We start from the raw sequence: 25,890 nt of genomic DNA on the forward strand, positions 1-25,890 counted from the left end.
CTCCGGGAAGGATTTCATGCACGTTTACCTTCGATCCAAGGCAAGCACCCTGGATTCAGTCTTCATCGAGAAGGCCGATAGCCTCTGGAAGCCCCAGAATCGCCCTTTTACGCTCCGGGTTCTCTTCTAGTTCGGCACACTCGAGAATCAGGGAAATAACTTCCCGACGCCCTTCTTCGGAGAGATCCAGGAATAGAGCAGCTGCAGGCTCAAGGATGTCCGTTGCGATATCCGGATCAATTTCTTCGTCGTCCGTCAAGTCGATCGATACGACGACGCTTACAAATGCCCGAACCAGGACTTTTTTAACGTCCATCAAGGTACGACCCTCACTCGAATATTGGTGATCAGGAGGTTGCCGAGGACCTTTCGGGCCCGCGCAGCCTGGGCTTCGGTAGGAACCTCCCACCGCCCCGTGAAACCATTCTGCTCAAGCGCCAGAGATTGATTCATGGCCTGCCGGTATGTCTTGTTGAAAGTAGTGACGCTTACCTTTCGGTCAATCATCACCCCATTGGCCGCATCAAACCCATCAAACTTGATCTGAGAAAGGCTATTCCCGCCAGCCTTGTAGTACTGGAGCGCCGGAGCTACACCAGCCCTGGAGCCTGCTGCCCCAGCATCATAAGCGCGCGCCGCAGAACTCATGTTGGCGTTCTCGTTGACCCAACTAACGTCGCCGTCGCAGTTATGGACCAGGACCGGCGCAGCCCCCGCCAGCACATAGTAGGTGTGGACGTTGCTGACGGTCAGGTCGTGTGTGACCTGGGTCTTGGTGTACCGGCTGATCGCGGTGATCTGGACGTGGGTGCCGGCGCTGGTCTGGAGCCACTGGCCGGAGGTCAGGTGGCCGCCTTCCACCCAGGTGCCGTCGGTGGGGGCGGCGGCGGGGTCGGTGACCCAGAAGGGGTGGGTGTCGGTGGTCGTCAGCTTTGACGTCGTGCCGTCGGCCGCCTTGACGGTCAGGACGGTGAAGTCCTTGTCGTCGTAGGTGGTCATCGTCGCTGCGGCGGTCTCGGTGCCCGAGGTCGTCGACGTCTCGGGGTCGTTGGCGGCCAGTTGGTCGCCGTTCTCGACGTCCTCGATGTTCTTGGTGGTGCCGTCGGCCAGAAGGACCTGGGTGCCGGGCAGGAAGCTGTGGGGCGTGGGGCAGGACCCGCCCGATCCGCTGTCACCGCTGCTGCCACTGTCGTCGGCGTCCGTGCTGTCGCCGCCGTCCGCGTGGTTGTCCTTGGCCTTCTTCGCGTCGTTGGACTTGGCGGCGGCGGATGCCTTGGTGTGTTCGGCCTTGCCGGCCGTGCCCTTGGAGCCGGTGCCGGTCTTCTTCTTCGCGGCGGCTTTGGCCGCCAGGGCTTTCTCCTTGGCCTTCTTCAGGGCCTCGGCGGCCTTGCGTTTCGCCTCGGCCTTGGCCCGCTTGATGGCCGCCTTCGCCGCCTTCAGGCTGGCGATGGTCTTACGGGCGACATCCTTGGCCTTGTTCAGGGCCTTGATGCCGCTGATGATCCGGCCGACGACCTTGGCGACCTTGTAGGCCAGCTTGAAGACCTTCGTCCACGGGATCGCGTCCACCAGGAGAGAGCCGCACGCCCACAGGTCACCCTGGGTGAAGCAGCCCATGACGTCGTCCCAGCCGATGAACTCCTTGAACAGAGCCCATCCGTAGGTCCGCACGATGTCCGCGACCGACCCGGACAGGATCTTCTCCTGCGCGGCGATCTGCGCGTCCAAAGCCGCCTCGGCCGCGTCGAACGTGGAGGCGGTCGAGGTCAGGCCGGTGGGGTCCGCGTGGGTGACGGGATTGTTGTTGGCGTAGTTGTAGCCGTTGGCCTGGAGCGGATCGGTGAGGTCAAGGACCGGGTCCGCGGACAGGAACCGGCCGGTGGACGGGTCGTACTCGCGGGCTCCCAGGTGGGTCAGGCCCGTGGTGTTGTCGTCGGTGCCGCCCACATAACCGGTGTGGGCACGGAAGTTGGAACTCTCCGTACGCTCGTTGCCGTACGGGTCGAGCCTGGAGAAGTTGGTCTGGTTGCCGGTGGTGAGCTTGATCTCGGCCATCGGTGTGCCGTGATGGTCGGTGACCAGGGCGTACAGGTTCGTCTCACCCGTGCCCCGGCGCATCACCGTGGGCGCGCCCGGCTGGGCGTAGGACCGCTCGACGTAGTTCACCGCACCCGTGGAGCGCAGCGAGAGGGTCGTGTCGTCCAGGTAGAGGGTGCGGTCGTTGGCGGTGGTGGAGATGATCCGGCTGCCGAACGCGTCGTACACGTAGGACGTCTTGTCCGCCGGGTTCCAGGCCTGGGACGTGCTGCCGTCACAGGTGCCCAGCACCAGATCGACGCCCGAGGTGGTGGAGTTGGACGGAGAGACCAGGCACATCGAGGTGGCCGCGTACTTCAGGCCCCCGGCCGAGGTGACCGTCCACTGCTGGGCAGCCGTGTCGTCGCAGGCCGCGACCACGACCGCGGTACCGGCCACGACAGCCTTGCCCGCAGGCTGCACACACACCCCGGCCACCTGCAACGCACCCTTGGCGGTGGTATCGGTGGTGACCGCGTCCTCGACACGGAACTGCTCGGCCTTGCTGCTGTTGCACGGCCACATCTGGATCGCGGTACCGGCCGTGGTCGACGCCGACGACAGGTCCATGCACAGGCCCGAGTTCAGCCCCGAGGTATAGGCGCCCTTGCCTGTCGCCCCGAAGCCCGTGACCGTCTGCGCCTTGCCGTCCCAGGTCCAGGTGATGCCCTGCGCGTCCCCGCCGATCGTCCGAGTGGTGGTCTGCCCCAGCTCGTCGTACTTCAGGGTGGAGGCCGCGGTCACCTTCGTGTTGGCCGCGTTGGTGTAGACGGACTCCATCGAGGTCAGGGTGTGCGGCTGGGCCAGCCCCGAGCCCTTCGTGGTGTCCTTGATGCCGTAGACGTAGGACGTGGTGGAGTCGGCGGCGGTGTTCACCGACCCGTCCAGAAGGAACGACACCTTGGCGTTGTGGGTGTTCAGGGTCTTGCGGTTGCCCAGCTCGTCGTAGCGGTACGACTGCCAGTAGCCGGCGTTGTCCGCGGTCACGTTCACCGTGCCGTCGGTGGCGACCGGCACCGTGCACTCGGTGCGCTGGGTGGTCCAGGCCTCGGTGAGCTGGCCGATCCCGTCGTAGGTGAAGCACTGGCGGTCCACGACGGCCGCGTAGGTGTCGGCGGTGTTGGTGATGTTGCCCGACAGGTCATAGGCGTAGGTCCGGGCGTTGACCCGGTGACCGGTCAGCCCCGACGTCGCGTCCGAGGTCGACTCGCGGTCCACCAGAGTCGTCTCGGCCTGCCCGGTCGCCTCGTCGAACAGGTTGGTCGTCCACACCCGCGAGCCCTGCTCACCGGTGGTGGTGCGCAGGACCTCCCCGTACACGCTGTAAGAGGTCTGCGAGGTGTACCAGTCGGTACCCGAAGTGGAGACGGGCAGACCGTCCGCGTTGTAACGGACGATCACCTTCTCCTCGGGCAGGCCACCCATCGCAGGGGTGGTGTAGGAGGCCAGCTGCCCGGACTCGGTGTACGCGTACTTGGTGGTGTAGGTGGTGGCGAAACCCTCCGCCGTCGAGAGCAGCCCCGACGCCACCGCGGGCAGGGTCAGCGTCTTGGACGTCGGGTTGCCATCCAGGGTGTAGCCGCCGACCGAGGTGGTGTACGCCTTGCCGTCGGTGTAGCGGGTGGCCCTGGCCAGCTGGCCCACCCCGTTGGCGACCGTCGTGTCGTCGTAGGTGTACGACAGCAGGTCGGTGCCGGTGCTGTTGTCCTCGATCAGGAGAGGGCGGTCCAGGACGTCGTAGCTGGTCTTGGTGGTGAACCCGGCCTGGTTCTTCGAGGTCGCGACCCGGCCCAGGGTGTCGTAGGTGAGGGTGGTGGTGCCGGTGTCGGGGTCGGTGGAGGTGACCGGCTGACCGATCGCGTTGTAGGTGGTCGTCCAGACGTTCCCGGCGCTGTCGGTGACGCCTGTCTGGTCGCCGCGCGCGTCGTAGGTGTAGCGGGTGGACGTGAAGTCGGACGCGGTGAAGGAGTTGGACGCGGCGGCGGACTTCGAGGAGAAGGTGTCCATCCGGCTGGTGCGGCCCAGGGTGTCCACCCAGGTGCGGGAGGAGGCCGAACCGGTCGGCTGCACGACGGTGGTGTAGTCCAGGCCGTAGAGGTAGGTGGTGGTGCGGTTCTGGGTCTTCGTGCCGTCGTCGGGGTCGGGGGTGCCGTCCTGGACGTACGAGTTGTAGACCGGGGTGATGGTGGTGGTGCGGCCCAGTCCGTCGTACGAGTACTGGGTGGCGTTGGGGACGGTCGAGGTGGATTTGGGGGCGAAGACCGAGGTGTCGGGGACGCCGTCGGTGTAGTAGGCGTTGTTGGTGGAGCGGATCTGGCCGTTGGCGTTGTAGAGGGTGTCGGTGATCAGACGGCCCTTGCCGCCCACCGCGCCGGTCTGCTCCTGCCGTACCCGGCCGAGGCCGTCGTAGATGACGGTGGTGTCGGTGTAGGTGCCGTCGTCCTTCAGGCCTGAAGTGACCACCGAGACGGGCTTCTTGGGGTCGGTGTTGTAGACGAAGGTCGCGTTCGGCCTGCCGGTGGACTGTTCGTCCCAGGTCCTCGCGGTCTCGCCGTCGTCGCCGACGGGCAGGTCCTCCTCGCACACCGGCCCGTAGGTGGTGTTCGGGGTGGTGCCGGCCTCCCAGCCTGCGCACACCCGGCCCAGCGGGTCGTAGGCGACGTAGGAGATGTTGTCGTTGGCGTCCTTCTCGGTCAGACCGACCCCGCGGCCCGGGTCCAGGGTGGAGGTCGAGGACTGGGTCTTGGCGTTGGTCGAGGTGACCGAGTACACCTGCCCCTTGGGCGGGGTGAAGGTGATGGTGTCCGGGTTCTCCTGGTAGTCCTTGGAGGACGTCACCCGCCCGTAGTCGTCATAGACCGTGGTGGAGGCCGGGACGCTGTTCCAGGCGGTGCCGGTCGCGGTGGGGTCCCAGACCTTGGTGACCTGGCCCTTGGTCAGGGTCTGGCCGGTCGAGGCCGCGCTCGCCCCGTCATAGGCCATCTTCGAGGCCGAGAGCAAGGTCGACGCGGTCGACGAGGACAGGCTGGTCGCGCAGCTCGTCCCGGTCACCGAGATCGTCGAGGAGACCAGGCCGATCAGGTTCAGCGTGGTGTCGTTGACGTAGGTCGTGTAGGTGCAGGACTCGTCGCCCGTCACCGCGAGATCGCCGTGGGAGACGACCTTGGTGGGCAGACCGTAGGTGGAGTCGTATGCGGTCTGGGTGGAGACCGTCCGCAGTTCGGAGGAGTCGTCGCCCTTGCCCGAGGACCTGGTGACCGTCTTGGTGGTGCCGAGGGTGACCCGCCAGGCGTACAGGTCGGGATCGTCGGTGATCACCCGGCTGGTGTCGGTGTCGGCGACGCCTCGGACACGGGTGGCGAGGACCGTCGGGTCGTCGGGGATGTTGACCGTCCGCGACACCCAGCCCGCGGCGGAGGACCCGTCCGCGTACACGATCGCCTCGGCGACCATGCCCGCGTACGGCTCCTTGTCCGCCTTGATGGTCCCGTCGGCGTCGTACATGGTGATGTCGCGCGTCTTCCACACCGCGCTCGTCCCGCTGCCGGAGACGTACAGGTCGTCGCTCATCCCGCGGAAGTAGCGAGTGGCGGTCTTGGTGGCCTTCGAACCAGTGATGTCCGAGCCGACCGTGACGGTGACCCGGGGGTAGCCGCGCCACTGGTCCCAGGTGCGGGTCTTCTTGCGGCTGCCCTCGGCCCGGTTGTAGGACCACAGCGCCCCGTCGACCGCGTCATCGAAGGTGGTGTAGGCGTAGCTGGTGGTCTTGTCCTCGACGCCGGTCATGTTCGGCATCTCGACGACCATGTCGACCACGTACTTCTGGAACCAGGAGATCTTCTGGTCGGCCAGTTCGGGGTCGGCGTGCCAGTACACCGGATAGCAGAGCAGGTGGTTCTCGTCGGGGTCCGGGAAGCCGGTGCCCGAGTCGCATGCCCCCTCCGGGGTGGAGTAGGTGACCTGGGTCTCGCCGCCGTACTCCGAGATCACCGTGTCGATCCGCAGCCGGGCGAAGGTGGAGCTTTTGTCGGTGGAGCTGGTGGGTATCCGGTTGGGCAGCAATTTGCTGTGGAAGGACACCGGGTTCAGGGTCTCGGTGGACCCGTCGACCCCGTAGCCCGTCCTGGTGACCGACTCCAGCCAGAGGGCCGTGTAGTGCCCGGTCTTGTCCCAGGGGAAGGACTGCTTCAACGCCCACCGGTCCACCTTGGCCAGGGGGGTGCTGGTCTGCCCCGACAGGGCGCAGGCGTGCCGGTCGCCGGTCCCCGCCTTCGAGTCGTACGGGGTCAGAGAGGCCCCCTGAACCCGCTGGGTGCAGGAGGTCACCTGGGTGATCAGCTTGCGGGACCAGAAGGTCGGCGAAGGATTCGTGCAGTCGCCCGAGTCACCGCAGTACAGGTCGGCGGGGGTGTCGTACCAGACGTAGTTCTCCGACCAGTTGCCGGAGGTGAAGTGGTCCGAGGTGCACTTGGCCTCGGACTCCAGGCACCGCTCGTCCGCGGTGAAGGTCATCCGGGCCAGCGGCTCGGCGGTGTAGAGGGTGTCGGAGCGCTGTCCGTAGTCGATGCGCTTGAGGAATCCGCCGCGCTCGTAGGCTACGGGGTTGTCGAAGTCGAAGGCCTTGGCGTAGTGGTTGGTCTCCGACTCCCACCACAGGGACATGGCGTTGCCGTTGACGTCGACGACGTAGTCCAGGTTCCACTTCCAGGCCTGGTCCTGGAAGGAGTTCTTGAACGTGGCGTTGTAGCCGGGCTCTCCGTCGTGGTTGGAGGCGACCGGCACGGTGAACACCGAGTCGGTGGTGCCCTTCCCGGACGCCCAGCCGGGAAGGTGGTTCAGCCCGTAGTAGTACTGGGTGCCCGCGGTGTCGGTGATGCGCCAGTACTCGCCGTCGTCGTCCCCGTTGGCCAGCGCGGTGTTCGTCAGCAGCTCGATCTTGGTGTTGTCACCGTTCGCGGTCCGCCACGCTCCGGACTGGTAGACCAGTTCGGTGGTCGTCCCGTTGAGGGTGAGCGTCGCGTTCTTGGTGCCGTAGCACAGGTCGGCGGACGTCTTGCCCTTGTTGTTGGCTCCCGTGGTCGCGTCCAGCATGCACGAGGTGTACGTCCGGCTGATGCTGCCCGGGTCCCAGGACCAGCCCTCGCCGATCCCGGACGCCTGGTTGTTGGTCGAGGAGGTCTTGCCGTCCACCGACTGGGAGTTGTACGAGAAGGCCACGTTCGGCGTCGGCCCGTTCGGCACCGTCGGACCGGCCAGCGGATACGAGTAGGTGAACGCGCCCGAGGAGGACCCCGCCGACCACGAACCGGACGCGGGCAACGGGGTCGCGGCGAAGTCACCGCCCGCGCCGGCCCCGTCGGAGCTGCCCATCAGCACACCCGAACCAGACGAGCCGCTCGCGATGGTGCGGATGCCGGAGTCGGCGCCGTCGTCCGCGGGGGTGGTGTACACGGCGTTGGACACCGAGCCCGTACCGGTCGCGGCGGCCGTCGTCGCCGTGGACGTGGTGGCGGTCGGGTCGGCCACCAGCGCCTCGACGTCCACCGTGACGTGGACCGTCGGCGCGAGGTCGGTGCCCGCCTTCTCGGTGGTGGTGCTCTCCCCGCTGTCCTCGTCGACGGTCGTGTCGGTGACGGTGGTGGCGACCTCGTCGTACACCACCTCGGTGGGCACGGCGGTCGGCTCCGAACAGCCCTCCACGTCGGGGGTGGTCAGGAAGCAGGACGGGTACATCCAGAAGTCCAGGCGGTCCATCCACTCCGCGCCGTAGTTCTGCGAGAAGTCCGCGGCGTCCAGCGCGATGACGGCCTCGCCCGTCGCGGTGGCCGGCGGCGCGACCTCCAGGACCACACCCTCCACACCGGCGGCGTCCGCCTCAGCGTCCGAGGCCATCGACACCGCCCAGTTGCCCTCAAGGGCTGTCGCCTCCGCGGAGGTCGCGTCCGCCGGCGCGCCGATCTCGACCGGGACCGTGCCGTCCGTGGCGGTGACCTTCACCAGCTCCCCGGCCTCCAGACCGGTCAGGCTGGCCGCGGCCGAACCACCCTCGATGGGTTCGGTGTACAGGGCCTGGAAGTCGTCGACCTCGGTGGAGGTCACCGCCTCCAGAGACTCGAGTGAAGCCGTCTTGGTGCCGTCCTCGGCCAGCGCGTCGGCCTCGGGCAGCTCCACCAGGTCCACGCCGGTACGGGCGTCGTCCTTGGGCGGCAGGGCGTAGGCCACCGGCGAGGCTCCCAGCATCAGCGCCAGGAACAGACCGGTCACCACCGCCAGCCGGGCCCGCGCACGACGCGCCCGCGTCTTTCTCAACGCCCCGCGCCCACACCAGGAAGCACTGCGCACCGCCGACCCCGCCCTCTCGACCCACGCAATCCCGGAATCCCGAAACACCATCGACAGCACGGTGATTGGGCAGGCGGCGTCACAACATGATTGATATGAGCGCGATTTCTACATGCCGCGAGGATCTCCGGTCAATACCGACCGGCATTTATAACGAATAGACAACGGTGCAATTGGTTCGGCGAAGGAAAAAGAACTCAACCATGCACAGCATGGGGTTATTCTCTCGCAAGATCACAACCCAAGAGAAACTATTCATTTGGCATACGAGAGGTAAAACAGGGGTAACTTGACCTGAACATTGACCCGCCTCGTCACGTTACGTCCGATCCTCTCTGCAGCGCGGCATACACCGGTCGGCCACGCAAGGCGTTTATCTCTTCCGATTCCGGAGGCACAGAATCCGCACAGTGTTTGACGCATCCCGGAAAGCCATTCCCGGGAGGGGTGATACTTCCCCAGCGATCCTCTTGCCCGTGGTGTGTCCGAAAACGGCTGGAGAGGAATTCGGGGCGGAGTCAGAGATATGCGCGAGGGGACGGGAAACACCGTGGACGAGGAACCGACCAAGAGAGCCGGCCACCGGCGAACGAAGCCACTCGTGGCACTCGTCGCCGCGGTCGCGGCGACCGCTCTGGGCCTGGCCCTGCTGGAATCCGGCTTCGGCTTCGGCACTCCCGGGTCGGGACCGGAAAAGCCCGCCGCCAAGGTGAGGCCGGTGGACGAGGACACCGCGCAGGACAAGGCCCGTGCCACCGGTACGAAGGTCGAGGTGACCGCGCTGCGCGACGAGTCGTCCACCACCTACGCCAACCCCGACGGAACCTTCACCCTCACCACCCACGCCCAGCCCATACGCGCCAGGAACGCCGACGGGCAGTGGCAGGACATCGACACCAGCCTGGTCGCCACCGAGCAGGGCTGGACCACCACCGCCTCCCCCACCCCTGTCACCTTCTCCTCGGGTGGTCCCGGCAACTCCGGCGACACCGGTGGCGCGGTCAAGTCGGGTCTGCGCCAGGCCGGTTACGCGAGTGCACGGCAGGCGACCTACTCCGGTCCGCAGCAGGCCGCGTACACCGCCGCCGGCGACGACAACGAGTCGGGCACCGGGTCCACCGAGGAGGACCCGGCGACCCCCACCATCCCGAGCACGTGGTCGGACCTGGTCACCCTCACGACCGGCGGACACGACCTGACCGTGTCCTGGCCCGGCGCCCTGCCCGAGCCCGTCATCACCGACGCCCAGGCCCTCTACCGGGACGTCCTTCCCGACGTGGACCTCCTGCTGACCGCCCGCGACACCGGCTTCTCCCACGTACTGATCGTCCACACCCCCGAGGCAGCGGCCGCCGAGGCGCTGACCGAGCTCACCTACCGGCTCACCTCCCCCGACCTCACCTTCCAGATCGACCCGGCCACCGACACCGTCACCGCCCACACCTCCGACGGCACCGAGGTCGCGGTCTCCCCCACCCCCCTGATGTGGGACTCCGCCGGGACCCCCGACGTCACGATCGGCGACGACCCCGAGCCCACGGACGAGAACACCGGGAGCCCCGAGGCCGACCCCAGCGCGTCGGCCTCGGAGGAGTCGGACGAGGAGACCATCACCGAGAGCGAGAACGACGAGGCCGTCACCCCGGAGGAGACCAACCCGGACAACGGATCGACGTCCGCCACCGCTTCCCCCGACACCAGCACGGGCGACGACACCGAGACCGGCAGCGAGACCGCCAGTGCCGAGCCCGCGAGCTTCACCCGCGCGGCCCCGGCCGGTTTGTCCACAACCGACACCCTGGCCCTGCAAGGTCTGGCCGGTCCCGTCCCCGGCACCCACGCCGCCACCGCCCAGGCCCTGTTGACCGACGGCGCCTACCTCACCGTCCGGGCGGACACCAAACTCCTCACCGCCGCCGGCACCACGTACCCGGTCTTCATCGACCCGTCCGTCTCCGGCGTCACCGACGCCTGGACCACCGCCTACAAGAGGTACCCCTCCTCCAGCTTCTTCGACGGCGCGAACTACAACACGGGCACCACCGAGGCCCGCGTCGGCTACGAGTCCGACACGTGGGGCACCGCCCGCTCGTTCTTCCGGCTCAAACTCAACAAGAAGATCAAGGGAGCCACCGTCAGGTCCGCCACCGTCAAGGTCCGGGAGACCCACTCCTGGTCGTGCTCGGCCCGCCAGGTCGAGTTGTGGCACACCGGCGGCATCTCCTCGTCCACCACCTGGAACAACCAGCCCAGTTGGAAGGACCTCATCACCGAGAAGTCCTTCGCACACGGCTGGAAGTCCAGCAGTTGCCCCGACGCCGACGTCGACTTCAACATCAAGTCCCTCGCCCAGTCCGCCGCCGACGGCGGCTGGACCTCCTTCACCATCGGGCTGCGCGCCAACTCCGCCTCCGGCTCCGGTGCCGAGACCGACCCCTACACCTGGAAGAAGTTCAGCGCCGAGGGTGATCACGCCCCCGACCTGTCCATCACCTACCTCCGCGCCCCGAACACCCCCACCAACCTGGCCATCACCGCCGGTACCTGCGACACCTCGGCCAGCCCCTACATCAACATCGGCAAGCAGACCACCATCACCCTGTCCGCCAAGGCCACCGACCCCGACGGCGACCTCGCGTCCCTCTACTTCGAGTACTGGCGGACCGGTTACAGCAGCACCACCAAGGTCACCGCGACGAAGCCCGCCGCCACCGCCACCGGTGCCGCGTCCTGGGCGATCGCCGGCACCAAGTTCACCAACGGCTACGACTACTCCTGGCGTGTACGGGCCGAGGACGACGACGGCACCGACTCCGGCTGGGCCCCCACCACAGGCGACGACGTCTGCCGCTTCACCTACAACACCTCCATCCCCACCACTCCCGGGGCCGTCTCCACCGTCTTCCCCGAGGACCTCAAGCCCGACGGCAGCAGCGGCAACGGCAGCGTCTGGTCGACGGAGACCTTCGGCACCACCGGCGCCTTCACCTTCACCACCACCGACACCGACGTCGTGAAGTACGCGTACTCCTTCAACGCCACCACCTACGCCAACTACGTCTGCGCCTCCTCCTCCGGCACCACCGGCGGCCCCACCGCCTCCTGCTCCACGGTCATCACCTCCAAGACCGTCACCGGCAAGCCCACCCTGGCCGGACCCAACGTCCTGTACATCAAGGCGTACGACGCCGCCGGCAACGCCTCCAACGCCAAGAAGTACGTCTTCTACGTCACCCCCAAGGCCGTACCGGACGGCGCCGCCGACTACACCGGCGACCAGATCCCCGACTTCGCCGCCATCCGCTCCACCGGCAAGCTCTACATCGAGAGCATCAGCAACACCGGTACCTACGTCGCCTCCACCCCGACCACGCACGACGAGGGCACCCTCCTCACCGACGCCACCTCCATCGGCCACTGGTGGAACGGCACCAGCACCTACGCCCTGATCACCCACAACGGCGACTTCGCCCCCGGCGACGGCATCACCGACTTCGTCGTCCGCACCCCGGACGGCGGCCTCTACCTCTACCCCGGCGACGGATACGGCGGCACCGACGTCTCCCAGCGCCAGGAGATCCAGCTCCCCTCGAACGCCCCGGACCCCGCCACGCTCACCGACATCAAGTCGATGGGCGACGCCAACGGCGACGAACAGCCCGAACTCCTCGCCATCTCCGGCGACGCCCTGTGGATCTTCAGTGGTTACAGCGGCGGCAGCTTCGCCACCGCCACCCAGCTCTCCGCGAGCAGCTGGTCGGGCCGCGACCTCGTCACCCTCGCCGACTTCAACTCCGACGACACCATCGACCTGCTCTACCGCACCGCCGCAGGCAACCTCTGGCTCCGCCACTCCGCCGCCTCGACGACCGGCACCGACTGGACCACCCTGGCCAGCTCCGCCGCAAGCCTCGACGGTGACAGTGCCTACGCCACCGGCGGCTTCCTCACCACCACCTACCCCTACCTCTACGGCAGTCCCGGCATGACCAGCACCGACCTCCCCGACATCTGGGCCATCACCCCGGCCGGTCTCCTCTACCGCCTCGACGGCACCGCCACCGGCATCAGTGCCACCACGTACACGGGGAAGACCCTCACCGTCGGAGCCATCGGCTAGAGGATCACCGGGCCTCCTCCAAGTCAGCGGTACCGGCCGCGAGTCGGACGCTCCCGCGCGACGAAGCAGCTCCTGGCGGACATGGGTTCTCGACCGAGACCACCCGTGTCCGCCAGGAGCTGCACCTGTCTGCCCGGCCCCATCCGCCCCTGATCGCGGCCCCGGCGGGGAGCCCGCCCTTGATGCGTTCCGCCGCCGCGAAGGCACGTTCCTGTGAGTCCGAAGACGACCTCCGAAACCGCTTACATCAGAGGGCCGTCGACGCGTACAGTCGCACCGCGCCTGCACTCCCCGACAGGACAGGCGCCCCCCTTACCTCACCAGTTCCCCTGTGGCGCCCCGGCCGCGACCGATGCATGCCCGAAGTGTTCAAATTGGCATGCACTGGACACATATCCGCCCGGCGTCCACCCCGCATCACCAAGGAGACACCGATGCGAAGACTTCTCTCCTGTCTGGCCACAGGCGCCCTCGCGCTCACCGGTCTGGGCGTGACCGTCGCGACGGCGCCGCCCGCCGCGGCGGCCACGGCGGCGGCATCCGGCACCTTCAACGTGCTGTCCTACAACGTCGCCGGGCTCCCGGAGATCCTCTCCAGCGCGTCGACCGACCGCGAGACCTCCACGACGGCGATCGGTCAGCGGATCGCTTCGTACGACGTCGTGCACGTCGAGGAGGACTTCAACTACCACGCCTACCTCTACGCCGGCGACACCAGCCACGCCTACCGCACCCCCACCAGCGGCGGCGCCGGAATCGGCAGCGGCCTCAACACCCTCTCGAAGATCTCCTACGACGAGGACGACTTCGAACGGGTCGGCTGGAACTCCTGCCAGTGGGACTCCGGCGACTGCCTGACGCCCAAGGGCTTCACCTTCATGCGTGAGCGTCTCGCCGAAGGCGTCTACGTCGACTTCTACAACCTGCACACCAACGCCGGCACCAACGACGGCGACCTGGCCTCACGCGCCGACAACCTCAACCAGCTGACAGCGTTCATCCAGTCCCACTCCGCCGGCAACGCGGTCGTGGTGATGGGTGACACCAACACCCGCTACACCCGCTCCGGCGACACCATCGCCGAGTTCGCCGCCACCAACGGCCTCACCGACGCCTGGGTGAAGAACATCCGCGGCGGCGTGGCTCCCGTGAAGGGCAGCGACGCGCTCGTCTGCGACCAGACCGGCGCCACCGTGCCCAACACCTGCGAGGTCGTCGACAAGATCCTCTACCGCGGCAACGGCTTCGTCACCCTCGACTCGACGAGCTACAACAACGAGCACGCCAAGTTCCTCGAGTCCGGCACCGGCCTGATGCTCTCCGACCACGACCCGATCACCGCGTCCTTCACCTGGAAGACCAACCCCGCATTCCAGTTCAGCGACCAGTTCGGCGGCCCGCACGGCGACTACTTCACCGACGCCGCCGGCGTGCCGTGGGGCGCCCAGGCCACCAGGATCTCGCTGCGCGCCGGCGACCGGGTCGACCAGGTCGCGGTGACCCTGAGCAACGGCACGACGCTCACCCACGGCGGCACCGGGGGCACGGCCTCGTCCCTGACCCTGGGCAGCACCGAGTACGTGACCAGCGCGTACCTGTGCCAGGGCAAGTACAACAACACCACGCGGATCTTCTACGCGAAGTTCACCACCAGCCTCGGCCGCACCCTCGTCGGCGGCTCCACCACCTCGGACTGTGTCACCCGCAACGCACCCGCGGGCTGGCAGATCGCCGGGTTCCACGGCCGTACCGGCGACGAGCTCGACAAGGTCGGCCTCATCTACACGCCGAACGACTTCATGCTGGTCAACCGGGCGACCGGCAAGTGCCTCGACGTGAACAACTGGTCGGCCGACGACGGGGCGAACGTCCAGCTCTGGACCTGCGCGGGCGGCGCCAACCAGCGCTGGCGCATCGAACCGCTGGGCGACGGCACCAGCCGGATCGTCAGCACGGTCAGCGACAAGGTGCTCGACGTCAACGACTGCGGCACCTCCGACGGCACCAACATCCAGCAGTGGACGTGGTGGGACAACGCCTGCCAGCGGTGGACGCTCACCGACACCGACAGCGGGTGGCTGCGCCTGACGAACCCCAACAGCGGCAAGGTCGCGGACGTGGCGGACTGTGCCGGCGCCGACGGCACCGACGTCCGCCTCTGGACATGGCTGAACAACTCCTGCCAGCAGTGGCAGGCAGTGGCGTAGCCCCCGCACGCATGACCGATGCGTGAGCGGACGGCGTGGCGGGCGCGGGTACTTCTGTCGCCTTGCCGAGCGCCAGAAGCCCCGCCGCTTCCTTCCGGCGGGGCTTCTCGCTTTCCGTCCCGTGCCCGTCAAGGCCTACGGCGCCGTGAACGGACGGCCCGTTTCACGACGGCATGGAGGGATCTCCGTCGATGGCGACGACCACCGATCCCGGCCCCTCGGCCAGATAGTCGTGTTCCGGACTCCACCGCTGCCGGATCGCACCACCGTCGCGTTGTCGCCGACGTGGGCCACGGTACGGGTCACGGCCCCGTCCATCGAGATGACGCTGCGGTTGTGGACCAGGACCGGCTCGGCGCTCCGCACCCGTACGGCGGGGAGGACGTCAGGCCGGCAGGTTCGGACGCAGACGGCGGGCCATAGCTGCCACAGTGGCACCGATCGTGAGCACAGCAGTGCCCATCAGCAGGAAGTAGGCCGGCAGCGGGAGCACCGCGGTCAGCCGGTAGAGCTGGCCGCCCAGCACCACACCGACTGCGGCGAACATGCCGTTGAGGGCGAGGAAGCGGCTGGTGAAACCGGGAGGGGCGACTGCTGCGGTGAGTGCGAGGCCGGCCGGGGCCAGGACGATCTCGCCGAGGGAGTAGAGCAGATAGACGCCGACCAGCCAGGCCATGGAGACCGGGCGCTCCTGGGCCAGCAGGGCGGCCCCGGCCATGACGACGAAGCTCAGACCGGCCACGCCCAGCGCGCCCGCGACCTTCGTGGTCACCGCACCGCGCAGCCGCGTCACGAAGGGGGCCAGCAGCAGCACGAACAGGGGGTGCACCGACTGCATCCAGCTCGCCGGCACCTCGACGCCGAGGACAACGCGGTCGGTGTGGCGCTCCGCGAAGAGGGAGAGTACGGAACCGCTCTGGGCAAAGATCATCCAGAAGGCCGCCGACGCACCCATTACAGCGGTGAACGCGGAAAGCCGCTTGCCGTCGATGGATGTACGGCGGCTCAGCGTCCGCAGATAAAGGAACGGCAGAGCCACGGTTGCCAGCCCCAACAGCGCCAGCACCGCGGTGAGCGGCAGCGCGCCGAGCGAGAGCGCGGTGCCGGCGGCTGTGGCGACCGCGAGGATGATGCCTGCTCGCCGGGCCGCCGTACGGGCCTCTTCACCCGAGATCGGACGCGTCGGGCCTCGGCCGACCCGTTCCAAGGCGCGAATCCCGATGCTGAACTGGGCCAGGCCGGCTGTCATGCCGAAGGCGGCTGCGGCGAAGCCGAGGTGCCAGGAGACCTTCTCTGCCAGCAGTCCGGTGACGACGGGGGCAAGGAGCGCGGAGACCTGGATGCACATGTAGAAGCGGGAGAACGCCTCTTCCCGCTTCTCGGTATCACTGACGGCGGCGACCATCGCGGCCAGTGAAGGCTTGGACAGACCGGTGCCGGCGACGATGAGTGAGAGTCCGGCATACAGCGCGGGAGCGGAGGTGAGGGAGAGGACGGCGTGTCCGGTGGCGATGAGTCCACCGCCGAGAAGCACGGCCCGGCGCGCGCCGAGTACCCGGTCGGCGAGCCAGCCACCGGGTAGTCCGGCCATGAAGTTCAACGACATGTATGTGGCGAACACAGCGGTGGCGGTCTGCGAGGCCATGCCCATGCCGCCGTCGGCGGGGGCCGCGGTGAGGTAGAGGACCAGGATCGCGGCCATCCCGAAGAAGCTGAACCGTTCCCAGAGATCCACGCCGAGCAGCGTGATGAACGCGCGTCGGGCCTCGGGAACAGGGACAGCGCCGCTGTGGACCGGGGACTCGTGCCCGCCTGTGCCGGACGGCCGGCTCTCCTCACCCGGGGGCAGAGGTGCGCCCGCGCTGTGGTCGTGCGTCCGGCTCGGGCTCTCCACGCTCTCTCCTTCGTGCGACGCCGGAGCTCCGGACCGCGGTGTCGAGGACTCCGCGGGAGACGTTCGGCGTCTCCCGCAGAGTCCTCGACACGGGTCGGTCTCAGTAGTTGGCGAGGACCTTGTAGATCTCGAAGGGACGGGCCCGCTCGGTGTCGCGGAACTCCCGCAGCGGTGCCGTCTGGCCCTTGTGCTCCGGGCCGCTCTCCCACTTCTCGAAGGACTCCCATGCGTCCCAGTGGCTGACCACGACATAGCTGTCGGGGCGGCCCAGCTCGTTCATCAGCTGGTTGCCCAACAGACCAGGAGTGCCGGCCATGCGACGGCTGGTCTCGTGGTAGGCCGCCAGAACGTCCTCTCCTCTGGGGGACAGGTGGTACAGCACCACTTCGACGGCAGGAGCGACCGTCATGCGGCCGTCCTCGAAAGCATGGCGACGATGTTCATCGTCGCCATGGAGCCACCGCTGCGGTACGGGTGCAGCCTGGTGCGGTGCTGCAGGTGGGTGTCGCTGGTCTCGAACTGGCGGAACTGCGGTTCGTCGACCCAGTCGCTGATGATGTAGTAGATGTCGTCCTCGTCGACGGTCGTGCTTCTGGACAGCCACTGGCCGCGGTTGGCCGGGTGGCTGGTGACCGAGCCCCCGACCTCCTTCCACATCCGCTCGAAGTCGGCTTCCATGCCGGGCTTGATCTGCATGCGGAGCATGACCCGGAAAGTTGCGTCGGACACGGTCAGATTCCTCCGTCGACGTTCAGGGTTTCACCCGTGACATATGACGACAGATCGCTGAGCAGGAACAGGACCGGGGCGGCGAGCTCGTCGACCCGGCCCAGCCGCGCCAGGGCCGTCTTCTGCGCGTACGTCGCGCGCATACCCTCGGCACGCTCGGCGGGCATGGCGTCGAAAGCCTCGGTCTCGATGACACCGGGGGCGACCACGTTGACCCGGATCCCTCTGCCGCCCAGCTCCTTGGCGAGCGAGCGGGTGAGGCCGATCATCGCCGCCTTGGCCGCGGTGTAGTGGGCACGCAGCGGAATGCCCGCGGCGGCACCGCGTGAACCGATGTTGATGACCGACGCGCCGGCTCCCAGTAGCGGCAGCGACTGCTGAATCACGCGGTAGGCAGCCGTCAGGTTGGTGTCCAGGACACGCGACCACTCGTCCGAGGGAAGCTCGGCAAAGGGTATGTGGCTGATGACACCGGCATTGTTGACGATGCCATCGAGCTTTCCGTACTTCTCCTTGGACCTCGCCACCAGGGCATCGACCTGTTCCAGGTCCCCGACGTCCGCGCGTACGACCTCATGGTTGCCGCCGGTCCCCTTCAGCTCCCGGCGCAGACTCTCGACGTACTCGCTGTCATTCACGTAGCAGGTCAGTACATTGGCGCCGGCGCGGGCCGCGGCCAGCACGATGCCGCGCCCGATGCCCCTGGAGCCGCCGGTGACCAGAAGGTTCTTGCCCCGAAGTCCGAGTTCCACGTGATCTGTCCTTTCAGTGGTGCGACGGTGACTTACACACAGCCGTCGACGTGGATGTTCTGTCCGGTGATGTAGGAGGCCTGGTCGCTGATCAGGAACAGCACGACATCGGCTGTCTCCTGCGGGGTGCCGAGGCGGCCGAGGGCGGCGAACTTCGAGAAGGCCGCACGCTGCTGGGCGGCCACCTGGGGCGGCAGCTCGTCGAGCGCCTCGGTGGCGATCCGGCCGGGTGAGACCGTGTTGACCCGGATGCCCTGCGGGCCGAGTTCACGGGCCAGGGAACGGGTCAGGCCGACCAGGGCTTGCTTGACCGCGGTGTAGTGGACGCCGCCGGCCATGCCGATACGAGCCACCGTGGAGCCGAGGTTGACGATCGAGGCGCCCTTGCCGAGCAGCGGTAGCACGGCCTGTGTCACCTGGTGGGTGCCGGTGAGGTTCGACTGCAGCGCCGTGGCCCACGCCGCGTCGGTCAGCTCCGCGTAAGGCGCCGGCGCGAAGTCGCCGGCGTTGTTCACGACCGCGTCGAGGCCGCCGAGCAGCTTGCCGGCCTGCTCCGCCAGCAGTCGGGCGCCGGACGCCTCGCTCGCGTCCGCCCGCAGTACGTGCTGGGTGCCGGGGAGCGGAGCGAGCTCCTTGGTCAGCGACGTGACGTGGTCGTTCTCCCGGCGGTAGCAGGTGACCACGTCGGCACCGGCGCGAGCGGCGGCGAGCACGATGCCACGCCCGATGCCACGGGAGCCGCCGGTGACCAGAATCCGCTTACCCGCCAGGTCCGCGAACGGTGTGCGCCGCGCACGGGCGGCGGCCTCGATCCCGGACTTGATGACCTCCATCTGGACCAGGCTGTTGCGGTTGATCCGGTCGGTCATGCCCTCGTCGTCGAGCGGGGCCCCGTCCTTCATGTGGAAGTCCTGGGTCCACTGCATCCGAACGCCCTCGTCGGTCTGGGTGTACTCCCAGTGGATGTTCATGTACTCGAAGGGGCCGGTCTCGACACGGTGGGCACGGACGGTGCGGGTCGCCGCGTCGGTGGTGCGCTGAGAGACCCAGCTCCACACCTTGCCGTTCTCGTCCGGGTGCAGAGCGAGCCGGAAGGTGACGGTGGGGCCGTCCTGCTCCAGGATCTCGGCGACGGAGTACTCGCTGAACAGCTCGGTCCAGGACGCCACGTCGTTCGTGCGCTCCCAGACGAGGTCCATCGGGGCGTCGATGACGACGGAGTTGCGGGTGTGGCCTGCCATCAGAGTCGGGCCTCCTCGGTACGTTCGCTCATGACTTCCTGCCTTCTCGTGTTCGGGCGGGTCACTTGGTGTGGTCGGTGCGGTTGCCCGCGTCCACGACCAGGGCGGAGGTGAATCCGCCGTGGCCGCGGGCGAGAACCACGGCGGTGCGGGCAGCGGTCTGCCGCGGGCTGCCGACGACCAGGTCGAGCCCCAGGCCGGGGGCGGGGCGGTCGATGCCGGGGGTGTGCGGGATCACGCCGGCGCTCAGACTGAGCAGGGCAGTCGCCACGTCCAGGGGTGCCCCGCCCGCGTACAGCCGGCCTGTGAGGGTTTTGGGCGCGGTCACGGGCACCTGTCCGGCGCCGAACACCTCGTTGATCGCGGCGGCTTCGGCGTGGTCCAGGTCCGGTGTGCCCGCGGCGTCGGCGAAGACGGCGTCGACGGAGTCCGCGGTGATCCCGGCGTCTTCGACGGCCCGGCGGATGACGGAGGCCAGGACGGGCGGGCGTCCGGTGCCGGGCAGCGGGTCGAACCCGGCGGCGTAGCCGAGGATCCGGCCGTAGTGCGGGACACCTCGCTCACGGGCGCCCTGCTCCGTCTCGACGAGCAGCATGGCTCCGCCCTCGCCGGGTGCGTAGCCGCCGGCGGCCTCGTCGAACGGCAGGTAGGCGCGCGCCGGGTCGTCCGAGGTGGACAGGGCGCCGGTGGACAGCTGGGCCGTAAGACCGTAGGGGCACAGTGAGGCGTCAGTGCCGCCGCTCAGGACCAGCCGGGAGCCGGTGTCCAGCAGCCGCCGGGACTGGCCCAGCGCGTCCAGGCCGCCGGCTTGTTCGGCGCAGACGACTCCGCAGGGTCCGCGCATGCCGTGACGGATGGAGACCTGGCCGGTGGTGGCGGCGTAGAACCAGGCTATGGACTGGTAGGCGCCGACCCAGGCCGGGCCCTGCTGGTAGAGCTGCTCCATCTCGTGCTGGCCGAACTCTGTGCCGCCGGAGGAGCTCGCGGTGACCACGGCCATTTCGTACTCGGGCAGCTGCTGCGGGTCGGCGTCCGCGTCGGCGAGGGCCGCCTCGGCCGCGGCCAGGGCGAAGTGGGTGAACCGGTCGGTCCGGTCGATCAGGCCCCTGGGTACCTGCTCGTCGACCGCGAAGCCGGGCACTTCCCCGGCCACCTTGACCGGATAGTCGGCCGGGTCGAAGCGGGTGATGCGGCCGAGGCCGCTCTTGCCGGCCAGCACGGACTCCCAGTGCCGGCGGACCCCGATTCCGGTGGGGGCGACCACTCCGAGTCCGGTGACGACCGCCGGGCGCCGACGGCCTTCGGGTATGCCGAGCGCGCTCATGCCGCTGCCTGCTTCCGGCTTTCCGGGCGGCTGAGGATCATGGCGCTCTGGAAGCCGCCGAATCCGCTGCCGACGCTCAGTACGTGGTCCATGCGGTGCTCCCGTGCGGCGACCGGCACGTAGTCGAGATCGCACTGGGGGTCGGGGACCGTGAGGTTCGCCGTCGGGGGCACCACTTGGTGACGCAGGGCCAGTGCGCAGGCGGCCACCTCCAGGGCGCCGATCGCCCCCAGCGAGTGCCCGATCATCGACTTGATGGAGCTGACCGGGATCTCATGAGCGCGTTGTCCCAGGCTCCGTTTGAAGGCGGCCGTCTCGTGCCGGTCGTTCTGCTTGGTGCCGGAACCGTGCGCGTTGATGTGGTCGATGTCCTGCGGATCGAGCTTGGCGCGGCGCAGGGCGATCCTGATGGCTTCGGCCATCTCACGGCCGTCGGGCTTGAGTCCGGTCATGTGGAAGGCGTTGGAGCGGTTGGCGAAGCCGACCACCTCGGCGTAGACGGTGGCGCCGCGCCGACGGGCCGACTCGGCGTCCTCGATCACCATGACGGCGGAGCCCTCGCCCAGGACGAAGCCGTCGCGGCGGCCGTCGAAGGGGCGGGACGCGGTGGCGGGGTCGTGGTCGGTGTTCGGTGTCGTGGCCTTGATCGCGTCGAAGCAGGCGGAGGTGATGGGTGACAGCGGGGCATCGGTGGCGCCCGCGATGACGATGTCCGCGGCGCCTTCCTCAATGAGCTGGACGCCGTGGGCGATTGCGTCGAGGCCGGAGGTGCAGCCGGTCGAGATCAGTGCGACGGGGCCTTCCGCCCGGGCCCGCCAGGCGACTTCGGCCGCCAGTGTGCTGGGGACCATGTAGCCGTACAGGTGCGGGACGCCGTAGGTGTGGTCGACGAGCCAGTTCCTGCCGCCGTCCGACAGGACCGCGTATTCGTCTTCCAGACCGGTGGTGCAGCCGACGGCACTGCCGATGCTGACAGCGGTCCGGCTGGGGTCGCCGGCCGCGATGTCGATGCCGCTGTCCTCGATCGCCTCCTGGGCCGCGACGACGGCGAACTGGGCGGCTCTGTCCATCCGGCGTATTTCCTGGGGGCTCAGGCCTGCGGCCACCGGGTCGAAGTCGCACTCGGCGGCGACCTGGGAGCGGAACCTCGACGCGTCGAACAGGGTGATCTGCCGGGTGGCTGTGCGACCGTGCGTGAGCAGCTCCCAGTAGGCGTCCCGGCCGATGCCGCCGGGAGCGACGGCGCCGACCCCGGTGATGACGGCGCGACGGCTCATCGAGGTCCTCCGACGTCCGGGTCGGTGCCGTTCTCGACGAGCGGGGCTTCGGTGTCGACGTGGCCGAGTTCCGGGCGGGGCGCGAGCGGTGACAGGTGGAAGACCACCTGGGCCGGCTCCGGACCGGCGTTGACCAGACGGTGGCGCATGTTGATCGGGACCAGCAGCGAGTCGCCGGGGCCGATGACGACGGGCTCACCGTTGAGGGTGATCTCCAGCTCGCCGGTGACGACGTGCAGGAACTCCTCCGAATACGGGTGGAGGTGCTCGGTGACGTACTCGCCCGGGGCCAGCCGCAGCGTGCCACCGAAGCCGGAGGTGCAGCCGACCGTGCGCGGGCTGAGGGTGATCCGGATGTCGCCGCCGCGCTTGCGGTTGGGGACGACCTCTTCCAGGTTGACCTTGGCGGGAGTGGTCGCTGCGGTCGTCATCGGCCACCGCCCAGGTTCGGGGTGGACGGCTGGGTGACGAGGGGGCCGCTGTCGGGCGTCCACGAGTAGAACGGAACGGCCATCGCGTCGCGCGGCTCGCGCCAGTTCGGGTCGTAGGGGGAGATGAATTCCTGCAGCCGGGTGTTGACGTCGTTGTAGAGCGGGTGGCTGCGCGCCTTGTAGAGGTTCGGGCCGATGTCCTGCTCCGCCTCGACGAGGTGGAAGTACAGGTCGTGGAAGGCGAACAGGGTTCGCCTGGAGACGCCCACGATGTGCGGCAGGTCGGTGCTGTCCGAGTCTGCGAAGACCTGGCCGACACCTTCGGCGTCGGCCAGGTTCATCCTGGCCACGATCAGTGTGCGGTGCACGTTGCCCTCCTGGCTTCTTCGATCGTTGCTCCACCCTCGTGGGTGGTTCTCAAAGCTGTCTTGAAGCGGCCTGGACCGGCGGCCCGGCGACGTCAGAGCCGCAGGTCGATCCGGTACTCGGTCAGCCAGGTCTCGAGCTGCAGCACCATTTCCATGCCGGCCCGCTCGACCCAGGCGAAAGCGCCCTGCGGGGAGCCGCCCGCGGTCAGCGCCGCGGCGGAGGTGGTGGCGTCGAGCAGCCCGGCGACGGCTGCGGCGGGGTTGTTGGCCAGGTCGGTGAAACGGCGGCGCACGAAGTCTCCGTAGGCGGCTTCCTGGGTGGTGGGGTAGGCGCTCTTCCTGCGGTGCAGAACGGCGTCGGGCAGCAGGTCGGCAACCGCGGAGCGCAGCAGGCTCTTCTCGACGCCGCCGACCCGCTTCATGGCAGCCGGCACGTTGTAGACGTACTCGACGAGCGCCCGGTCACAGAAGGGCGGTCGTAGCTGCACGCCGTGAGCCATGCTCATGCGGTCGGCGCGGTCGAGGTGGGTGGGCGCCCATCGGGTCAGGGCGAGGTAGGTGACCTCGCGGGCCCGGCGTTCGGCGGGGGTGTCCCCGTCGATGTGCGGGACCTCGGTGAGGGCGTCGCGGTAGTGCTGGTCCGCGTAACCGAGGAAGTCCAGTTCCTTGCGCAGCTGTCGGTCGATCATGGCGGTGCCCAGTCCGCCGGCTGCGGCGTCGTGACCTCGTTCGAAGGAGACCCAGGGGAAGGTCTGCGAGTTGCTGTGCTTGGGGTCGTACGCCCAGAAGTAGCCGTTGAAGACCTCGTCCGCGGTCTCGCCGGAGAGTACGGCGGTGAATCCTGCCTTGCGGAGCCGGGCGAAGAACTGGATGAGGGAGACGTCCATGTCACCGAGCGGCGAGGGGGCGTCCTGGCTGCGCAGGGCGGCGGCGTGCACCTCGGGGTCGGTGAGGGCGGCCGTGTCGAGCAGGATCTCGGAATGTCGGGAGCCGATGTGCTGCGAGGCGAGTGCCGCGAACGGCGCGTCGGGCGTGGAGCGCATCGTCGGGTGAGGCTCGAAGTTCTCGGTGTAGCCGGTGAAGTTGACCGAGAAGCTGCGCAGCGGGCCGGCGCCGCCGGCGGCGAGGCCCCGGTGGGCCAGGGCGGTCAGGGCGCTGGAGTCGATGCCGCCGGAGAGCATGGCGCCCACGGGGACGTCGGCGCGCAGGTGGGAGGCGACAGCGTCGGCGAGCAGACGGCGGACGGTGGTGATGGTGTCCTCGAGGCTGTCGGTGTGCTGCCGGGCGGGCAGCGACCAGTACCGCTGCTCCTGGCTGCCGGGGCGGCGGACGACGAGCGCCTGGCCGGGGACGATCTCGCGCATGCCGCGGAAGACGGCGGTGCCGGGCTTACGGCTGTGTGCGAACAGCTCGCGCAGACCGTCGGCGTCGACGACCGGACTGACGTCGGGGTGGGTGAGGATCGCCTTGGGTTCGGAACCGAACAGGACTCCGTCAGGAGTCGGGTAGTAGCTGAGCGGCTTGACACCGAGGCGGTCGCGGGCCAGCAGCAGTTCCTGTTTGCGTACGTCCCACACGGCGATCGCGAAGTGGCCCTCGAGCCTGGTGAGGAAACCGGCTCCCCACTCCAGGTAGGCGTGCAGGGCGGTCTCGCCATCGCCGCTGCCGGTGAACCGGTGGCCCTTCGTGGCCAGTTCGCGTCGCAGCTCGATGTGGTTGGTGAGGGCTCCGTCGAGGGTGAGGACGGCGACCACGGCGCCGCCTTCGGTGGTGTGGACGGCCGGCTGCGCGCCGGTCTTCGTCACGTCGAGCAGAGCCAGTCGCCGGTGGGCGAGCGCGGCGTGGCCCTCGGCCCAGATGCCGCGGCCGTCGGGGCCGCGGTGGGCGAGGGCAGCCGCCATGGTCTCGACGGTCTCGGCCTCCTCGGACAGGTCCCGCTCGAAGTCGACCCAGCCGGCGATCGCGCTCATCGGGAGGTCCTCTCGTTCATGACGGATTCGGTGGTGGTGGTCACGGCCACCAGGGCGAGCGGGATGCCGGTGACAGCGGCCCGGAAGTCGGCCAGGGTGGGCGCGGCGGCGTCGGCGACGATGCCCAGGCGCCGCTGGGCGGCCTCGGCGCCGTAGCGTTCGTACAGGTCGTGGTAGCCGCGGGCGGTCTGCTCGAGGTCGGTGACCAGTGCGAAGTGGGCAGGGGTACGGCGGCCACGCCAGGTGATCTCTCCGGATGCCCCGTCGGTGAAGTTGTGGCGCCAGGCGCTGCCGGTGGCGATGAACAGGGCGCCACCGATGCGGTGCACACCCGCGGGCACGGTGTGCGCCTGACCACTGCGCCGGCCCGTGAAGTGCAGCAGGGCGAGGTGTTCGGCGACCGGGCCCGGGTCGGGCCCGGTGAGGACCGCGATCATGCGGGCGTTCGCGGCGGCCCTTTCCTCGGCGCCGGGCAGGACCCGGGAGATGCCCGCTTCGGTACCGGCGTTCATGAGAGCACCACCGCGGCGGCGGTCAGGGAGCAGCCGGTGATGGCGAAGCAGGTGCGCAGCAGGTGCCAGTCACGCCACTGGATACGTGGGTCCTCCCAGTCGGGTCCGAGGTCTTCGGGCCGCGTCTTCTTGACCCGGTTGTTGATGGGTACGTTGCGGGTCTGTGAGACGACGGCGACGCCGGCCATGGCCAGGGCGCCGGCGATGAACAGCACGCGCGGCCCGGTCTCGGCGGCGCCGACGGCGAAGGCCGCGTCGATGACGACGGAGCCGCTCACGATGAACGGCATGATGCGGTCGTACCGCCTGCCGAGCAGCTTGTGGGTGTCGACGTAGCGGTCGGGCGGCATCGCTATCAGGGCGGGCATGACGCTGACCGCCACGGCGAACAGCACTCCCGCCACCAAGCCGGTGCCCAGTAGCACCAGCACACTCAGGGTTTCCACCACGTCCCTGGTCCTCCCGTCCAGCAGGGTTCAGCAGCGCCATGAAGGTTTCATCCGTGCCTCGCGTGCCGCTCGAAGCGGTCTGGACGGACCGGGCTGTTCGAAGGCCGCGGAAAGGGCGCCGGACGGGCGCGTTCACAGCCCGAGTGGTCCTCTAGCCGAGCGGTGTTCGCTGGCCGGGAGTGTCCAAAACCGCATCGA

Annotated in this window: 16 protein-coding genes and 2 pseudogenes; 3 read left to right on the top strand and 15 right to left on the bottom strand. The window is 68.5% G+C overall.

Features of this window, described 5'->3' with window-relative positions; genetic code table 11:
- Positions 1-55: 55 nt before the first annotated feature.
- Together G3I71_RS19430 and G3I71_RS19435 are read right to left on the bottom strand one after the other, a co-directional pair.
- The gene (locus G3I71_RS19430) at positions 56-316 is read right to left on the bottom strand and encodes a hypothetical protein (protein WP_164316200.1); all 261 of its coding nucleotides are present in this window, start codon (positions 314-316) and stop codon (positions 56-58) included.
- Complete coding sequence (locus G3I71_RS19435; RefSeq protein ID WP_164316079.1) at positions 316-8,385, bottom strand: ricin-type beta-trefoil lectin domain protein; 8,070 nt, start codon at positions 8,383-8,385, stop codon at positions 316-318. The genes G3I71_RS19430 and G3I71_RS19435 overlap by 1 nt, the downstream gene beginning before the upstream one ends.
- A 634-nt stretch (positions 8,386-9,019) precedes the next feature.
- Between G3I71_RS19435 and G3I71_RS19440 the strand changes: the two genes are divergently transcribed.
- The 3 genes and pseudogenes from G3I71_RS19440 (at position 9,020) to G3I71_RS51175 (ending at position 14,745) form a co-directional block, all read left to right on the top strand.
- Positions 9,020-12,538 (top strand): FG-GAP-like repeat-containing protein, encoded by a 3,519-nt coding sequence (locus G3I71_RS19440; protein ID WP_164316080.1) that lies wholly within the window; start codon positions 9,020-9,022, stop codon positions 12,536-12,538.
- A 434-nt stretch (positions 12,539-12,972) separates the two neighbouring features.
- Positions 12,973-14,325, top strand: a pseudogene (locus G3I71_RS19445) (endonuclease/exonuclease/phosphatase family protein); the annotation flags it as partial.
- Between the two features lie 12 nt (positions 14,326-14,337).
- A complete protein-coding gene (locus G3I71_RS51175; RefSeq protein ID WP_239149233.1) occupies positions 14,338-14,745 on the top strand; it encodes an RICIN domain-containing protein in 408 nt (135 codons plus the stop codon).
- Positions 14,746-15,130: 385 nt separating this feature from the next.
- On the opposite strand, the gene G3I71_RS19450 is transcribed toward G3I71_RS51175, so the two are convergent.
- From G3I71_RS19450 to G3I71_RS19505, 13 genes and pseudogenes are all read right to left on the bottom strand, one after another.
- Positions 15,131-16,639 carry a peptide MFS transporter gene (locus tag G3I71_RS19450; protein ID WP_164316082.1) on the bottom strand — a complete coding sequence of 503 codons (1,509 nt, stop codon included), beginning with the start codon at positions 16,637-16,639 and terminating at the stop codon, positions 15,131-15,133.
- A 100-nt stretch (positions 16,640-16,739) separates the two neighbouring features.
- Complete coding sequence (locus G3I71_RS19455; protein WP_164316083.1) at positions 16,740-17,048, bottom strand: antibiotic biosynthesis monooxygenase; 309 nt, start codon at positions 17,046-17,048, stop codon at positions 16,740-16,742.
- Positions 17,045-17,368 carry an antibiotic biosynthesis monooxygenase family protein gene (locus G3I71_RS19460; RefSeq protein ID WP_343243000.1) on the bottom strand — a complete coding sequence of 108 codons (324 nt, stop codon included), beginning with the start codon at positions 17,366-17,368 and terminating at the stop codon, positions 17,045-17,047. The genes G3I71_RS19455 and G3I71_RS19460 overlap by 4 nt, the downstream gene beginning before the upstream one ends.
- A 2-nt stretch (positions 17,369-17,370) precedes the next feature.
- Entirely contained in the window at positions 17,371-18,120 is a 750-nt protein-coding gene (locus tag G3I71_RS19465; protein WP_164316084.1) for an SDR family NAD(P)-dependent oxidoreductase, read from the bottom strand.
- A 32-nt stretch (positions 18,121-18,152) separates the two neighbouring features.
- Positions 18,153-18,890 (bottom strand): SDR family NAD(P)-dependent oxidoreductase, encoded by a 738-nt coding sequence (locus G3I71_RS19470; protein WP_239149235.1) that lies wholly within the window; start codon positions 18,888-18,890, stop codon positions 18,153-18,155.
- Positions 18,891-18,902: 12 nt separating this feature from the next.
- Positions 18,903-19,361: pseudogene (locus G3I71_RS51180) on the bottom strand (SRPBCC family protein); the annotation flags it as partial.
- A 61-nt stretch (positions 19,362-19,422) separates the two neighbouring features.
- The gene (locus G3I71_RS19475) at positions 19,423-20,685 is read right to left on the bottom strand and encodes a ketosynthase chain-length factor (protein WP_164316086.1); all 1,263 of its coding nucleotides are present in this window, start codon (positions 20,683-20,685) and stop codon (positions 19,423-19,425) included.
- Positions 20,682-21,962 (bottom strand): beta-ketoacyl synthase, encoded by a 1,281-nt coding sequence (locus tag G3I71_RS19480; protein WP_164316087.1) that lies wholly within the window; start codon positions 21,960-21,962, stop codon positions 20,682-20,684. Before G3I71_RS19480 ends, G3I71_RS19475 begins: the two co-directional genes overlap by 4 nt.
- Complete coding sequence (locus tag G3I71_RS19485) at positions 21,959-22,393, bottom strand: cupin domain-containing protein (RefSeq protein ID WP_164316088.1); 435 nt, start codon at positions 22,391-22,393, stop codon at positions 21,959-21,961. Before G3I71_RS19485 ends, G3I71_RS19480 begins: the two co-directional genes overlap by 4 nt.
- Positions 22,390-22,761, bottom strand: a complete 372-nt coding sequence (locus G3I71_RS19490) for a TcmI family type II polyketide cyclase (protein ID WP_164316089.1) — start codon at positions 22,759-22,761, stop codon at positions 22,390-22,392. The genes G3I71_RS19485 and G3I71_RS19490 overlap by 4 nt, the downstream gene beginning before the upstream one ends.
- A 92-nt stretch (positions 22,762-22,853) precedes the next feature.
- A complete protein-coding gene (gene asnB, locus G3I71_RS19495; protein WP_164316090.1) occupies positions 22,854-24,731 on the bottom strand; it encodes an asparagine synthase (glutamine-hydrolyzing) in 1,878 nt (625 codons plus the stop codon).
- Positions 24,728-25,243, bottom strand: a complete 516-nt coding sequence (locus G3I71_RS19500; RefSeq protein ID WP_164316091.1) for a hypothetical protein — start codon at positions 25,241-25,243, stop codon at positions 24,728-24,730. The genes asnB and G3I71_RS19500 overlap by 4 nt, the downstream gene beginning before the upstream one ends.
- Entirely contained in the window at positions 25,240-25,692 is a 453-nt protein-coding gene (locus G3I71_RS19505) for a DUF1772 domain-containing protein (protein WP_164316092.1), read from the bottom strand. Before G3I71_RS19505 ends, G3I71_RS19500 begins: the two co-directional genes overlap by 4 nt.
- Between the last annotated feature and the right edge of the window lie 198 nt (positions 25,693-25,890).

The sequence above is a fragment of the Streptomyces sp. SID12501 genome (assembly GCF_010550245.1).
GTDB lineage: Bacteria > Actinomycetota > Actinomycetes > Streptomycetales > Streptomycetaceae > Streptomyces.

Bases quoted from the DNA above. Each gene is read 5' to 3' on its own strand.
- G3I71_RS19430 (WP_164316200.1), bottom strand. From the start codon at position 316: ATGGACGTTAAAAAAGTCCTGGTTCGGGCATTTGTAAGCGTCGTCGTA.
- G3I71_RS51175 (WP_239149233.1), top strand. From the start codon at position 14,338: ATGCTGGTCAACCGGGCGACCGGCAAGTGCCTCGACGTGAACAACTGG.
- G3I71_RS19455 (WP_164316083.1), bottom strand. From the start codon at position 17,048: ATGACGGTCGCTCCTGCCGTCGAAGTGGTGCTGTACCACCTGTCCCCC.
- G3I71_RS19475 (WP_164316086.1), bottom strand. From the start codon at position 20,685: ATGAGCGCGCTCGGCATACCCGAAGGCCGTCGGCGCCCGGCGGTCGTC.
- G3I71_RS19480 (WP_164316087.1), bottom strand. From the start codon at position 21,962: ATGAGCCGTCGCGCCGTCATCACCGGGGTCGGCGCCGTCGCTCCCGGC.
- G3I71_RS19485 (WP_164316088.1), bottom strand. From the start codon at position 22,393: ATGACGACCGCAGCGACCACTCCCGCCAAGGTCAACCTGGAAGAGGTC.
- asnB (WP_164316090.1), bottom strand. From the start codon at position 24,731: ATGAGCGCGATCGCCGGCTGGGTCGACTTCGAGCGGGACCTGTCCGAG.
- G3I71_RS19500 (WP_164316091.1), bottom strand. From the start codon at position 25,243: ATGAACGCCGGTACCGAAGCGGGCATCTCCCGGGTCCTGCCCGGCGCC.